The organism is Rouxiella sp. WC2420, assembly GCF_041200025.1.
GTDB lineage: Bacteria > Pseudomonadota > Gammaproteobacteria > Enterobacterales > Enterobacteriaceae > Rouxiella.
The window spans coordinates 4808593-4821659 of record NZ_CP165628.1 but is presented as its reverse complement, the minus strand read 5'-3'; the positions used below and the strand labels follow the sequence as shown (position 1 = coordinate 4821659).

15 protein-coding genes are annotated in these 13067 nt (G+C 49.4%); 11 read left to right on the top strand and 4 right to left on the bottom strand.

Translation table 11 applies throughout. The annotated features are described in order from the left end of the window. Nucleotides 1-79 precede the first annotated feature (79 nt). Both aaeR and AB3G37_RS22200 read right to left on the bottom strand, forming a co-directional pair. A complete protein-coding gene (gene aaeR, locus AB3G37_RS22205; RefSeq protein ID WP_369789104.1) occupies nt 80-1012 on the bottom strand; it encodes an HTH-type transcriptional activator AaeR in 933 nt (310 codons plus the stop codon). A 150-nt stretch (nt 1013-1162) separates the two neighbouring features. Next, nucleotides 1163-1408 carry a hypothetical protein gene (locus tag AB3G37_RS22200; RefSeq protein WP_192807925.1) on the bottom strand — a complete coding sequence of 82 codons (246 nt, stop codon included), beginning with the start codon at nt 1406-1408 and terminating at the stop codon, nt 1163-1165. Here AB3G37_RS22200 and aaeX point away from each other — a divergent pair. The 3 genes from aaeX to aaeB are packed head-to-tail and all read left to right on the top strand — an operon-like array spanning nt 1320 to nt 4432. After that, complete coding sequence (aaeX, locus tag AB3G37_RS22195; protein ID WP_009634902.1) at nt 1320-1523, top strand: p-hydroxybenzoic acid efflux pump operon protein AaeX; 204 nt, start codon at nt 1320-1322, stop codon at nt 1521-1523. The genes AB3G37_RS22200 and aaeX overlap by 89 nt on opposite strands. Nucleotides 1524-1530: 7 nt before the next feature. Further along, nucleotides 1531-2463, top strand: a complete 933-nt coding sequence (gene aaeA / locus AB3G37_RS22190) for a p-hydroxybenzoic acid efflux pump subunit AaeA (protein ID WP_009634901.1) — start codon at nt 1531-1533, stop codon at nt 2461-2463. 10 nt (nt 2464-2473) lie between these two features. Then, nucleotides 2474-4432, top strand: coding sequence for a p-hydroxybenzoic acid efflux pump subunit AaeB (aaeB, locus tag AB3G37_RS22185; protein WP_369789103.1), 1959 nt, complete (start codon nt 2474-2476; stop codon nt 4430-4432). Nucleotides 4433-4499: 67 nt separating this feature from the next. On the opposite strand, the gene AB3G37_RS22180 is transcribed toward aaeB, so the two are convergent. Then, nucleotides 4500-6101 carry an APC family permease gene (locus tag AB3G37_RS22180; protein WP_369789102.1) on the bottom strand — a complete coding sequence of 534 codons (1602 nt, stop codon included), beginning with the start codon at nt 6099-6101 and terminating at the stop codon, nt 4500-4502. A gap of 422 nt (nt 6102-6523) precedes the next feature. On the opposite strand from AB3G37_RS22180, the gene AB3G37_RS22175 reads away from it, so the two are divergent. The 3 genes from AB3G37_RS22175 to AB3G37_RS22165 all read left to right on the top strand — a co-directional run bounded on the left by AB3G37_RS22175 (nt 6524) and on the right by AB3G37_RS22165 (nt 8747). Beyond that, nucleotides 6524-7984, top strand: a complete 1461-nt coding sequence (locus tag AB3G37_RS22175) for an NAD-dependent succinate-semialdehyde dehydrogenase (protein ID WP_009634898.1) — start codon at nt 6524-6526, stop codon at nt 7982-7984. 89 nt (nt 7985-8073) lie between these two features. Continuing rightward, nucleotides 8074-8463 (top strand): ribonuclease domain-containing protein, encoded by a 390-nt coding sequence (locus tag AB3G37_RS22170; RefSeq protein WP_369791014.1) that lies wholly within the window; start codon nt 8074-8076, stop codon nt 8461-8463. Nucleotides 8464-8468: 5 nt separating this feature from the next. Continuing rightward, complete coding sequence (locus AB3G37_RS22165) at nt 8469-8747, top strand: barstar family protein (protein ID WP_009634896.1); 279 nt, start codon at nt 8469-8471, stop codon at nt 8745-8747. 340 nt (nt 8748-9087) lie between these two features. On the opposite strand, the gene yjgA is transcribed toward AB3G37_RS22165, so the two are convergent. Further along, entirely contained in the window at nt 9088-9636 is a 549-nt protein-coding gene (gene yjgA, locus AB3G37_RS22160; protein ID WP_369789101.1) for a ribosome biogenesis factor YjgA, read from the bottom strand. 161 nt (nt 9637-9797) lie between these two features. Between yjgA and pmbA the strand changes: the two genes are divergently transcribed. From pmbA to AB3G37_RS22135, 5 genes are all read left to right on the top strand, one after another. Next, a complete protein-coding gene (gene pmbA, locus AB3G37_RS22155) occupies nt 9798-11138 on the top strand; it encodes a metalloprotease PmbA (RefSeq protein ID WP_009634894.1) in 1341 nt (446 codons plus the stop codon). A 186-nt stretch (nt 11139-11324) separates the two neighbouring features. Then, entirely contained in the window at nt 11325-11711 is a 387-nt protein-coding gene (cybC, locus tag AB3G37_RS22150; RefSeq protein ID WP_369789100.1) for a cytochrome b562, read from the top strand. Nucleotides 11712-12008: 297 nt separating this feature from the next. After that, nucleotides 12009-12329: a PRD domain-containing protein gene (locus AB3G37_RS22145; protein WP_009634892.1), complete on the top strand. Its 321-nt coding sequence runs from the start codon at nt 12009-12011 to the stop codon at nt 12327-12329. A 57-nt stretch (nt 12330-12386) separates the two neighbouring features. Beyond that, nucleotides 12387-12752 carry an SFCGS family glycine-rich protein gene (locus AB3G37_RS22140; RefSeq protein WP_009634891.1) on the top strand — a complete coding sequence of 122 codons (366 nt, stop codon included), beginning with the start codon at nt 12387-12389 and terminating at the stop codon, nt 12750-12752. After that, the gene (locus tag AB3G37_RS22135; RefSeq protein ID WP_009634890.1) at nt 12752-13048 is read left to right on the top strand and encodes a DUF4312 family protein; all 297 of its coding nucleotides are present in this window, start codon (nt 12752-12754) and stop codon (nt 13046-13048) included. The genes AB3G37_RS22140 and AB3G37_RS22135 overlap by 1 nt, the downstream gene beginning before the upstream one ends. Nucleotides 13049-13067 lie beyond the last annotated feature (19 nt).

Below are 13067 nucleotides of genomic sequence, written 5' to 3'. Positions count from 1 at the left end.
TGCTGCCACATGGCAACACCAAGGCCTCGTTTATTAAACTTTATGTTGTTCAGTAAAATCCTTTTAAGTGGAAAGGTTCTTATTTCGCCCCCGGCTCTCGTTTGCGGTGCTTGCGGTAAACCTTACTCACCTCTTTGAAATATTCCGTCAGGTAATTTATGCACACCTGCACTTTCAACGGCAGCTTGTCCTTTTCCGTATGCAAGGCGTAAACTGGGCGCGGCTCCGACTGATAATTACCAAACAGAATCTCGACCTCTCCTGAGTTAATCTCATCAATCACCCACATCAGCGGAATATAGGCGATACCCACGCCCGACGTTAGCCAGCGGATGATGGTTTGCGGATCGTTGGAGACAAAACGCCCCTCCGGCCTGATGCGAATCGGTTGACCCTCAGGTGAAACCAGATCAAATTCACTGTCAGGGCGAATGCTGTATTCCAGCCACGAAAAATTTACCATGTCTGTCGGAGCTTCAGGCTTGCCGTTCTCGATCAAATAATTTTTCGCCGCACAAACTACCATCGGCATTGTGCCAAGGTGCTTTGAGAACAAACTCGAGTCTTGCAATTTACCGACGCGAATCACAATATCCAGCCCGTCAGAAATTAAATCCGGCGCAGGAATTCCCGTTACCAGATTCACGGTCAGGCCTGGATACTCGCTGAGCATCTTGACCGTCATTGCTGCAAGGACATTTTGTGCCATTGTCGAGGAGCTGCCGATGCGTAATGTACCCGTTGGTGTGTTGTTAAACGCATACAATTGTTCATGAACTTCATGAACGTTATGCAGCATTTTATGGCAGCCCTGGTAGTAAATCTTACCCGCTTCAGTTAAGCCGAGACTGCGAGTGCTCCTGTTTAACAACTTGATTTGTAATTCATTTTCAAGCTTGGAGATGCTTTGGCTAATGGCGGAAACGCTCATTTGTAGACGAGGCGCTGCAGCGGTATAAGAGCCGCTTTCAACCACTTGAGCAAAGATTGACATGCGTTTTAATCGATCCATTGTTAAGCCCAGCTTAAAAGTGATTGTGATCACAGAATGTTGATGTCTTGATAATAAGCAGGCTAATATACTGGTCGAGATAAAAGCCTCAAGTTCGGATGCAGTAAAATTAAGTATCTTACCTCCGCCGACTTTTCTGGCAATCCTACATTACCCCTCTGCGCAACCTTTAGAGATTTTTCTCTCGAAGTGCGCTGGTATTGTTGAAAATTTTGAATCAAAAACGCGCGCTAATGTTAAAATTAATAAATAATATGAGGGTTGCTGTGCGTCACTACCTTTGTGGTAAGAGTCTAAGGAAATATCCATGAGTTTGCTTCCGGTAATGGTGATTTTCGGATTGTCGTTTCCCCCGGTGTTCTTTGAAATACTTTTGGCGCTAGCGATATTTTTCATACTGCGCCGAATTTTGACACCTACCGGGATTTATGATTTTGTCTGGCATCCGGCATTATTTAATACGGCATTGTATTGCTGTCTCTTCTATCTAATATCCTGCATTTTCGTCTGAGGCTGTCGTGAAAAACATTTCAATAAAAATAATACGTTACGCAATAACGTTTATCATTGTGGTCCTGGCCGCCATCGCGATTTTCCGTGCCTGGGTCTTTTATACAGAATCACCTTGGACGCGTGACGCAAAATTTACCGCTGACGTTGTCGCCATGGCTCCAGACGTTGCCGGACTGGTCACCTCCGTTCCTGTTGAAGATAACCAATTAGTGAGCAAGGGCCAGGTGCTGTTTACGATTGACCAGCCGCGTTATCAGGTGGCATTGGCTCAGGCCAATGCCGACGTATCCTATTATCAGGCGCTGGCAGACGAGAAAAAACGCGAAGCGACTCGTCGTGTAAAACTCGGTACTCAGGCAATGTCTATCGAAGCTATCGAACAGGCAACCAACGACCTGCAAACTACCATGCAACAGCTGGCGAAAGCCAAGGCAACGGCAGCAGGAGCGGCGCTGGATCTGCAGCGTACTACCGTGGTTGCTCCGGCTGATGGCTGGGTCACTAACCTTACCGTTCACCCAGGCGACTTCGTGACTCGCGGCCAGACTACTATCGCGCTGGTTAAAGAGCACACCTTCTATGTACTGGCGTATATGGAAGAGACCAAGCTGGCTCGCGTTAAACTTGGCGATCGTGTCGAAATCACCCCGCTGGGCAGCAATAAAGTTCTGCACGGTACTGTGAACAGCGTTGCGGCAGCGGTGACAGACAGCAGCAGCACCGATTCCAGTGATGGCCTGGCAAGTATCGACAGCAACCTCGAGTGGGTTCGTCTGGCGCAGCGCGTACCGGTAAAAATCACTTTGAATGATATGGACGAAAAACACCCGTACCCGGCAGGCACCACGGCGACAGTTGTAGTGGCTGGTGAGCACGACCGTGCAGAAAATGGCTCATGGTTTACCAAATTCCTGCACCGCCTGCGCGAGTTTGGCTAAGAGAAAATAAATGATTAGCCCATCTCTGTTGCGCATGCGATTTGCCTGCAAGTTGACTTTTGCTATCCTGGGCGCATTGGTGTTTGGGTTTTATCTCAATCTGGAAACCCCTCGATGGTCGGCGATGACCGCTGCCATCGTAGCCGCCGGACCCGCCATGGTCGCCGGCGGCGAGCCGTTTGCCGGGGCAATTCGGCATCGTGGGATATTACGTGTTATCGGCACTTTTATTGGCTGTATCGCCGCAATTACTATCGTAATGACCTTTGCTCGCGCACCTGCACTGATGCTGCTGGTGTGCTGCCTGTGGGCAGGCTTTTGCACCTGGTGGTCTTCAATCGTTCGCGTTGAAAACTCCTATGCTTTAGGGCTGGCCGGTTATACCGCGTTAATCATTGTGGTGCTCGCCTCATCTAACCTTACCGAAACTCCGCAGTTTGCCGTTGAGCGCTGTAGCGAAATTGTCGTCGGCATCGTTGCTGCGATCGTGGCCGATCTGTTGTTCTCTCCTCGTTCGATCAAAAAAGATATCGATCGTGCCGTAGACCAGCTGATGCTCGACCATTTTAAATTGCTTAAACTCAGCCTGAATCAGGCCGAAAAAGAAGATATCGACAAGGCGTGGAATACCCTGGTTAAAAGCTCCACTGCAATCAATGGGATGCGAACCAGCTTGATGATGGAGTCTTCCCGCTGGCAGCGCGTAAATCGGCGCATAAAGGCGTTACATAGCCTGTCGCTGAGCATGATCACTCAAGCCTGCGAAACCTTCATTATTATGCAGACCACGCCAGAGCTGGTGCCTTCCGAGATTGTTCTACTGGTCAATGAACCTATCGAAAATCAGGATGACGTGCGTAAAATCCTTAAGCGACTGCGCAAGATTGGTAATGATCTGACAGAGGAAAACGTCGCACTACCTCTTTATTCGTGGATTGGTTCCGCCAGCCGCGCATTGTTGATGATCAAAGGCATACATACCAACGGCAGTATCAGCAGTACAGAAAGCAACGTGCTAAACAGTGAAGTGGTGATCAAGCCTGCCTCAGCTGAAATGCACCACGCGCTGATTAACGGGCTGCGTACTTTTGTTGCCAGCGCCGCGGGCTGTTTACTGTGGTTATGGACCGGCTGGACTTCCGGCTCAGGCGCGGTGGTCATTATTGCGGTTATCACCTCGCTGGCGATGCGCACTCCGAACCCGAAAATGATGGCGATGGACTTTTTGATCGGCATGATGGCCGCCATTCCTATCGGTGGGCTTTTATATTCCGTGGTTATGCCCGCGACTCAGCAAAGCCTGTTCCTGCTGTTGCTGGCGCTGGGGATTTGTATTTTTATCTGCGGAATAGAGGTGCAAAAACGTCGTCTGGGGATTTTGGGCCTGCTGGTCGGTAGCATCAATATTCTGGTGCTCAGCAATCCAATGAAATTCAATATTTCGACATTTTTGGACAATGCCACCGGTCAGGCGATCGGCTGCGTAATTGCACTGCTGGTACTGATGCTAATTCGCGACAAATCGCGTGATAAAACCGGGCGTACACTGCTTAATCGCTTCGTGAGCAGTGCTGTTTCCGCGTTGACCACCAAAGCCTATCGCCGTCGTGAGAACCATCTTCCTGCGCTTTATCACCAGTTGAATCAGCTGTTGGTTCTGTTCCCGAACGACATGGGGAAATACCGTCTGGCGTTGCAACTGATTATTGCCCATCAACGTTTAAAGATTGCCGAAGTCCCGGTTAATGAAGAATTGTCGGCGTTTCATAAACGAATTCGTAATACTGCCGATCGTGTGGTTTCATCTCAGAGTGAGGGCAAACGCGAATATTATTATCAGCGTTTGTTAAGTGAAATGAGCGAGTATCAGCAGAAGCTGGTGGAATACGATGCGCCTCTCAAAGTGACTGAGCCGGTCAGGCGTTTATACGATTTGTTAAATAATTATCAGCGCGCGTTCTTGCAGTAATCACTGAACAGCGAACAATAAAAAAGGCTGACTCCTCGCGGTGTCAGCCTTTTCTTTTACTTAATGATTACTGATAGGCAGACTTTACCTTCACCGGAGTGACATCATCCTCTGGTTCATCTTCATCGTGCGGAATCACCAGCGTTTCATGACCTGAAGCAACGCCCCAGTAGTAGCAGACCAGCGTTACTATGATCAGCAGCACCATATCCATCGGGCTGGAAATCGCGTTGATACCGCCGTATGTGCCCAGATAAGACAGCACCAGCACTATCAGGTAGTACACCAGCAGCCAGATTGAGCTCTTAACATCGCGTCCGAAGTTCTCATCTTTTTTGCCGAACACTACGTAAGCAACCCAGGCAATCAGCAGAATCGGGATCAACAGAATGTTCACTGACCAGCCGCTCCAGTAAATCAGCAGGCTACTGGCGATGAACGCCAATGGGCTGATCAGGCCAAAGACCGGCAGTTTGAACGGACGTTTCAGACCTGGCAGACGAGCGCGCAGCACGCCAGCATTGACCGGACCCGGCAAATAGGTAAACACCGTTGCCGACGTTACCGCACCAATCAGTCCACCCCAAACCTGGAACTCGGAAGGCAGAGTCCAGGCAATGGCCAGAACCAGCGACAGCCACAGCGCACCGCGCGGAACGCCGGACTTAGGGTCAACTTTTGCAAAGATGTTGAACAGGTGTCCATTCTTCGCCCAGGCAAACAGCACGCGCGAAGCACCCGCGAGATAAATGTTACCGGTACCTGCTGGAGAGATGACCGCATCGATCAAGATCAGGTTAATCAACCAGGTAATGCCCAGACTGCGTGCCAGATCGGCATAAGGAGACTGGAAGACGCTTTTCAGGCCAACCCAGCCGTGCGTGCTCAGCAGGTCGGTTGGCACCGCGCCCATGAACGCAAATTGCAGCAGGATATAAACCACAAAGCTGATGGCGATTGCCAAAACGATAGCAATAGGAATGTTGCGCTGCGGATTTTTCGCCTCGCTGGCAAAGTCCACGGCCTGACGGAATCCGAGGTAGGCAAACACGATGCCTGCGCCGGTCAGAGAAGAGAATACGCCGTGCGCGCCGCCAGGATTGGTGCCGGGAACCTCAAGGTTAGCGCCGTGGTAGTAACCAAACAGCGTGATGATCACCATTACCGGAACGATAAATTTGAAGGTAGTAATGATGGTATTGATACGGCCAAAGAACTTGACGCTCCAGTAGTTCAGCAGGAAAAAGCCTACCAGCAGGAGAATCTGCATAATGAAACCGAGAGTCGTCGGGCTGCTGTCGGTGTTACCTAACGCCGGCCACCAGTACATTGCGTACTGACGCACAGCCTCAACCTCAACCCCTGCTGTGGAGGTGTAGGCCAGCAGCGAGCTGACGCCGATAACAAATCCCACCACGTTGCCGTGAGTGTACTGCGGATAACGCACAAAGCCGCCAGCGCGAGGAATTGCCGCAGCGAGTTCAGCAAACACCAAACCAATCAACAACACCATTACGGCGCCAAGTAACCACGCCCAACCGGTTAACCCTCCTGCATACCCAGAACTTGTCAGTGCCGCGTAGAGCCACCCTGAGCCAATCATTGAACCCACACCCAATAGGGTAAGATCCACCAGGCCTAATTTTTTTTTCAATGTCCCCTGAGTCATAGCGGTCCTCTTTAGGGTATAGAATTTGATGAATGACAGAAACCATCTCTGTTAACGTTTTAAGAAACATCAACCATCCCTTTTTGATGCATAAAACTAATGAGCAGGAACCGTGCCAGACTGTTAAACAGCCGATAGAATTGTACTAATAGCCTGCATATAGAGGTTATTCGCATTATTTGCGTGCTATTTATAAGCTGCATTGCACCGAAATGGTGCGCAAGGACTCTGGCAAGCGATGGGGGAAATAGCAGAAATTGGTTAAAAAGTAGCATGAAATACTGGGGTTAAGCTTTCTGAAAAGCACAGTGCGCTGAGTAGATACGCCTACAGTGAGGGTTTTAATGACTATACTTAATCATTAATTATCTTTGGTTTTACGGCCAGAAACCGACGGCCCTCGTTCAGGAGAAACACTCATTATGTCTGCTCAACAGAAGAAAATTTCCGAACACAATTTGTTTAAAACTGGCTATTTTGTTGCTGGCCAGTGGAAAACTGCCAGTGAAACTTTCGATGTCGACAACCCTGCAACGGGTGAAGTTGTCGCGAAAGTCGCGCGGGCGGGCAAAGCCGAAACTGAAGCGGCGATCAAGGCGGCCAGCGACGCATTCCCGGCCTGGCGTAAAAAAACGGGAAAACAGCGTTCCGAGATCCTCAATCGCTGGTATCAACTGATGCTGGAGAATAAACAGTTTCTCGGCGAACTGATGGTTGCCGAGCAAGGCAAGCCACTGAAGGAAGCGCTGGGTGAAGTCGAATACGCCGCGAGCTTCCTGCAATGGTTTGGCGAGGAGGCAAAACGCGCCAACGGTGAAATCATCCCGCCGGTAAAAGCAGGATCCCGGATTCTGGCAACTCGCGAGCCGGTTGGGGTTGTAGCGGCTATCACGCCGTGGAATTTCCCGCTGGCGATGCTGACTCGTAAGCTTGGCCCTGCATTGGCCGCCGGTTGTACCGGATTAATCAAACCGGCCAACAATACGCCGCTGTCAGCCTTTGCTCTGCTGGAGCTGGCTAAGCAGGCAGGCGTGCCGGACGGCGTGCTCAATGGTGTTGCCGGAGACACTTCAGCCATCAGTGACGCCATTATGGCCAGTAGCGCGGTGCGCAAAATTTCTTTCACGGGCTCGACTGCGGTAGGTAAAACCCTGGTGCGTAACAGCGCCGACACCATGAAAAAAGTGTCGATGGAGCTGGGCGGCAATGCTCCTTATATCGTCTTTGACGATGCCGATATTGATGCCGCACTGGAAGGCGTCCTAGCCTGTAAATTCCGCAATTCCGGCCAGGTTTGTGTCTCGATTAACCGAATTTATGTGCAGGACGGTATCTATGACACCTTTGTCAGTCGTCTGGCCGAGGAAGTTGGCAAACTTAAAGTAGGTAATGGCATGGACGAAGGAGTTATCGTCGGTCCGTTAATTAATATTAAAGGTCTTGAAAAGGTCGAAGAACACGTTAAAGATGCTCTAGAACACGGCGGAAAACTGCTGGTGGGTGGCGAACGTCACAAGCTGGGGGGGAATTTTTTCCAACCTACGGTGATTGGCCTCGCCAATGACCAGATGAAAGTCGCCGCCGAAGAGACCTTTGGCCCACTGGCTGCCTGTTTCCGTTTTAAAACGGAGGAAGAAGTGATTGAGCGAGCCAACAATACCGAGTTTGGTCTGGCGGCATATTTTTATTCGCAAAACCTCCAGCGAGTGTTCCGCGTTGCCGAAGCCATCGAGAGCGGCATGATCGGCATTAACGAATGCTCTCTTTCAACGGAAGTAGCCCCGTTTGGCGGGGTGAAAGAGTCCGGGCTGGGCCGTGAAGGTTCAGTGTTGGGGCTGGAAGAGTATTTACAGGTTAAAACTCTGCATCTGGGTAATCTGTAACGTAAATGGTTTAATTTAGAAAGTAGGTGACAATGAGAGCAGTAAACACGTGGGTTCGGGCTCATTTGCTATTGGCGGGGCTGCTGGTCATGTTCTGCGGCAGTGCATCGGCGAAAATGAGTTTTTTCCATCCTGCGCAAGGGAATATTGAATCGCTGACGGCGGAGAATACCGTGGTCAGCTATTTGCAGCAGAATCACCGTCTGCCAGACTATTTTGTCACCAAGAAACAGGCACGCCAGGCTGGATGGGACGCGCGATCCGGCAATCTTTGTCAGGTATTGCCGGGCAAGGCAATCGGTGGCGATCGTTTCTCCAATCGCGAGAAAACGCTGCCGTCTGCGCCCGGTCGAGTTTGGCGTGAAGCGGATATTAATTATCACTGCGGACGACGCGGTGCCGATCGCGTATTATTTGCCAATGATGGCCTGATTTATGTCAGTCGCGATCACTACAAGAATGTTGTGCGGGTGGAGTAAATCAAATGAAAAAAGTGGTCTTCGATTTCAATCATATCCCCGACTTGGCAGCCTTCTATGCCGATTTTGCCCGCCAGTTCGGTATCGGCGATCATTTCGGTGCCAATCTTGATGCCTTATGGGATGAGGTTACAGGTAGCATTGAGCTGCCGGTCGAAATTGATTTCACAAATCTGAATGCTGCTCGTAAACGCAAGTTCGGTTCACTGGTGCTGTTGTTTGAAGAGGCGGAGGAGGAGTTAGACGGTGCCTTCACCTTCAATCTTTTTCCCCTGCGTAATTGAAGCTGTAGCTTTGCTATTCAGCCCATCCCTGGGCTCTCGGGAATTTACTCACTTGCCGCCTTGCTACAACTCCAATTACTTTGGGAAGATTGCAGTATTAAAGTTGTGGCTGGGTGAGGATGGTTCGCGTACTTGAAAGTTGAAGTCTGATTTTTCAGAAACTAAAAAACCATTCTTTAACCATTCAGTTATTCAATGGAATAACCCAGTAATTGACGCTGTAGCAAGGCGGCAAGCAAACGAATCCCGATGAGCTGACACAGGTCAGTGATTCGGGTGAGTGAGCGCGGCCAACACAGCTACAGCTTCAAGAACGCAGGTTAGTCCTCAAGGACGAAGGTTAGTTTCGTGCCTCGGCAAGTTCGCGAAGGTACTGGAAGATCTGGCGATAAGCCTTGGGTGGCTTGTTCGCAGCTTTCTCTTTTTGCGCGTTACGCACCAGAGCACGCAGCTGTTGGCGGTCGGCTTCAGGATAGAGATCCAAAACGGTCGGGATCACATCGTCGCCTTCTTCAACCAGACGGTCACGCAGTACTTCAAGCTTGTGGAACAGCGAAACCTGTTGGTTGTGGCGGTTTTTAAGCTTGTCGAGCGCAGTCTGAATCGGGTCTATGTCGCGCGAACGCAGCATTTTACCGATAAGTTGCAGCTGACGACGGCGGCCTTCTTTTTTAATTTTCTGAGCTAAATCAATCGCTGCGCGCAGATCTTCATCAAGTGGCAGTTTGTCGAGTGAGTTTTTACCCAGATCAACCATCTCGGCACCGAGATCTTTCAGTGCTTCGGCATCGCGTTTTATTTCACTTTTGCTGACCCAGATGATCTCTTCATCTTCTTCGTTGTCCTCTTCAGGAACATCGTCGAGCCAGTCTTCTATTTTCTTAGTCATTATGGATCCTTAAAATTCTTGGCCGCATTATCGCACGGTTGGCAACAAAAGACCCAGCCGGAATGCGAAATTGTACTAAGTCTCTGTTAGACTCTGAAGAATATGGAACTAATTAACTCCAACTTTTTACTTAAAACCTTATTCAAAAGAAGGGCGGGCTGATGAACGTAACCACTCAAGTGGCAGAGCAACGTAAAACGCTGGAACAGGCCGTAGCGCAGGCCCTGGAGTTAGCGAAAGCCGGTTCTGACGGTGCGGAAGTGGCGGTCAGTAAAACTACCGGTATCGGGATTAGCACCCGTTTTGGCGAAGTTGAAAACGTTGAATTCAATAGCGATGGTGCACTGGGCATTACTGTCTATTATCAGCAGCGCAAGGGCAGCGCGTCCTCGACCGATTTGAGCCCCGATGCTATCGCACGTACCGTGCAGGCGGCGCTGGATATCGCACGTTACACCTCTCCAGATCCTTTTGCTGGCGTGGCCGATAAAGAGCTGCTGGCTTTCGAAGCACCGGATCTCGACCTTTTCCATCCTACCGAACTGGACGCCGATCGCGGTATTGAGTTGGCCGCACGCGCTGAACAAGCGGCTTTGGCTGCGGATAAGCGCATCACTAACACCGAAGGCGGCAGCTTTAACAGTCACTATGGTCTTCGCGTATTTGGCAACAGTCACGGGATGCTACAAAGCTACTGCTCGACTCGCCATTCGCTTTCGGCATCGGTCATTGCAGAAGCGGCCGGAGATATGGAACGCGATTACGCTTATACCATTGCTCGTTCAATCAATGACTTGAAAAGTCCTGAGTGGGTGGGTGCCGAATGCGCACGCCGCACTCTGTCACGCTTGAGTCCTCGCAAGTTGCCGACCATGAAAGCACCGGTGATGTTTGCAGCCGAAGTCGCGACAGGCCTGTTTGGTCATCTGGTCGGGGCCATTAGCGGTGGCAGTATTTACCGTAAATCGTCCTATCTGCTCGACAGCCTGGGCAAACAGATTCTGCCAGACTGGATTACCGTTGAAGAGCATCCGCATTTGCTGCAAGGGCTGGCGTCCACGCCGTTCGACAGCGAAGGTGTGCGCACTCACCGTCGTAATATCGTCGAAGACGGCGTTCTGCAAACCTGGCTGTTGACCTCTTATTCGGCGCGTAAACTGGGTCTGCAAACTACGGGTCATGCGGGCGGCATCCATAACTGGCGCATTGCGGGTCAGGGTGATGACTTTAACGCGATGCTGCGCAAGCTGGATAAAGGCCTGCTGGTGACTGAATTGATGGGGCAGGCGGTAAGCGGCATTACTGGAGATTATTCCCGTGGCGCAGCCGGTTTCTGGGTTGAAAACGGTGAGATTCAGTACCCGGTAAGTGAAATCACTATCGCCGGTAATCTGAAAGATATGCTGCGTAATATGGTCAGCATCGGCAGCGACATTGAAACCCGCAGCAATATCCAGTGTGGTTCGATTATCCTGCCAGAGATGAAAATAGCCGGCGAATAATTTTCCAGGATCTTCAAACAGCGGCGGGCCATTCGTCGCTGTTCTCCCCTCTGCACGACTTCACGTTCTGAATATTCTTTACAAAAAACTAATGCCACTTTGCCGCTGTTACATCTATGTTAATAACAGCAATAGTCACACAAATAATGTCGTTATTTCCTATAAAAATACAAATGGAAGGTGAGCATGCACAAACATGTGATTGCAATAGCTACAGTGGCACTGCTGGGTTGGAGCGTACAGACGCTGGCGGCAGATTTAGAAACGGATATGGACACCATTTCCGATAACTACAGTAAAGTCATGAAAACCGATAATAAAGCCGACTTTGTTGCCGGTCTGGCGAAAATGAAAGCCGCGGCGGAAGATGCCAAAAAATCCAAGCCACCAAAACTGGACTCGAAACCCGATAACAGCCCAGAGATTCAGGATTACCACAAAGGTCTGGATAATCTGATTAGCCACATTGACAAGGCGTCTGAGCTGGCCAATGCCGGTAAGATGGCCGATGCCAAGAAAGAGGCCGATGGTCTTAAAGCTATTCGCAACGAAAACCATAAGAAATTCAAATAACCTACGAAATGATTTAGGGTGGGAGGCCAGCGTCTCCCATCCAGTATTTTCCAGTCATTTACACTGCCAAATCCGATCCAGCCAGCTCATCTAACTCAGGTATTCTATTTTTGAGAAATAGATCTACTTGATGCCCGCTATTTCCAGTTTGAACTGGAAAAAAACAGTCTACACAGGTCTTGTCCCTGCGAGTAGGGTAAGAACAGATGAAAGGTTATTGCCATAACATCATTTTAGAGCACGCATTTTGTCAGTAAAAATAGGATCGCATCTGTAAAAGGGGCAGAGCAGATTGTTATGAATAATGCACTTGAATTAAAAGATGCGCCAGAAAGAACCGAGCAGTTATTAGCAGATATTCAACGAATGTTGAATGCCGAGAATATATTTACTAATGACGTTCAGCAGCAAATGTTGACCTCTCATGTAAAAGCGATGGTGTTACGCTCAATTACCGGCGAACCTTTACCCGAGGTTGAAAAGGAACTTTTTGATGAAATTTCGCCAGAGTCAATGAAGATGGCCGAAGAGGTGGTCAATTGGCTAGGGAATTTACCGATCGAGGAAGCGTATTTACTCTCGGTACATTTTGAAGTGGCGAAAGACAATAATCACTGATCGACTTTTATTTTTAACCTTACAAATTAATAAACAACTTATCTGGAGATTCAAATAATGGGACAAGTCATCGTAGTAATTGGAGATCGCTTAGGTAAAGGCCAGAAAGTTGCTGCAGGTGTGGAAGCCGCGGGCGGGAAAGCCATTGTTATTCCTGGCGTTGCAGCTGATATGAAATTGGGCGACGTGATGAACGCGGAAGGAGCCAGCTTTGGTATCTCTTTCTGCGGCAGCGGCGGCGCGGGTGCTATCACGGCACAAAATAAATATAAATATAAAGCAAAACACGGCATGCGTTCAGTGGATGAAGGCGTGACGGCAATTAACGAAGGCTGCACCGTATTGGGTTTTGGCTTTATGGATAAAGAAGAGCTGGGTCAGAGATTAGTTGAAACTTACATTAAGAAAAATGGCCAATCGTAATGAAGCAACAATTAACCACGACGGTAAGAGTTGAGGGCAAAGGCGAAACCAAGGCTGCGGCTTTTTCGTCGGCGTTGAGTCAGGTACAACGAACCGTTCTTAAATCTACTGATAATATTTTGCTGCGCATTGAGCCGCAGGACGTCAAAGTCATTACAGCAGAAGAGAAGATCACTCACGAAAAGTTTTTATTCTTTTTTCTGCCAAGAGAAAGGAAGAGTTATCACGTGGCGTTAGATATTACCGTCAACATGACAGTAATTAATACTGAGCAGGTCATATTCACCAAGAAATAAAGGCTCGACAGGTTTAATG

Excerpts from the sequence above, each read along its gene's own strand:
- aaeR (WP_369789104.1), bottom strand. The coding sequence starts at position 1,012 with ATGGATCGATTAAAACGCATGTCAATCTTTGCTCAAGTGGTTGAAAGC.
- aaeX (WP_009634902.1), top strand. The coding sequence starts at position 1,320 with ATGAGTTTGCTTCCGGTAATGGTGATTTTCGGATTGTCGTTTCCCCCG.
- AB3G37_RS22200 (WP_192807925.1), bottom strand. The coding sequence starts at position 1,408 with ATGAAAAATATCGCTAGCGCCAAAAGTATTTCAAAGAACACCGGGGGA.
- aaeB (WP_369789103.1), top strand. The coding sequence starts at position 2,474 with ATGATTAGCCCATCTCTGTTGCGCATGCGATTTGCCTGCAAGTTGACT.
- AB3G37_RS22180 (WP_369789102.1), bottom strand. The coding sequence starts at position 6,101 with ATGACTCAGGGGACATTGAAAAAAAAATTAGGCCTGGTGGATCTTACC.
- AB3G37_RS22175 (WP_009634898.1), top strand. The coding sequence starts at position 6,524 with ATGTCTGCTCAACAGAAGAAAATTTCCGAACACAATTTGTTTAAAACT.
- AB3G37_RS22170 (WP_369791014.1), top strand. The coding sequence starts at position 8,074 with ATGTTCTGCGGCAGTGCATCGGCGAAAATGAGTTTTTTCCATCCTGCG.
- AB3G37_RS22165 (WP_009634896.1), top strand. The coding sequence starts at position 8,469 with ATGAAAAAAGTGGTCTTCGATTTCAATCATATCCCCGACTTGGCAGCC.
- yjgA (WP_369789101.1), bottom strand. The coding sequence starts at position 9,636 with ATGACTAAGAAAATAGAAGACTGGCTCGACGATGTTCCTGAAGAGGAC.
- pmbA (WP_009634894.1), top strand. The coding sequence starts at position 9,798 with ATGAACGTAACCACTCAAGTGGCAGAGCAACGTAAAACGCTGGAACAG.
- cybC (WP_369789100.1), top strand. The coding sequence starts at position 11,325 with ATGCACAAACATGTGATTGCAATAGCTACAGTGGCACTGCTGGGTTGG.
- AB3G37_RS22145 (WP_009634892.1), top strand. The coding sequence starts at position 12,009 with ATGAATAATGCACTTGAATTAAAAGATGCGCCAGAAAGAACCGAGCAG.
- AB3G37_RS22140 (WP_009634891.1), top strand. The coding sequence starts at position 12,387 with ATGGGACAAGTCATCGTAGTAATTGGAGATCGCTTAGGTAAAGGCCAG.
- AB3G37_RS22135 (WP_009634890.1), top strand. The coding sequence starts at position 12,752 with ATGAAGCAACAATTAACCACGACGGTAAGAGTTGAGGGCAAAGGCGAA.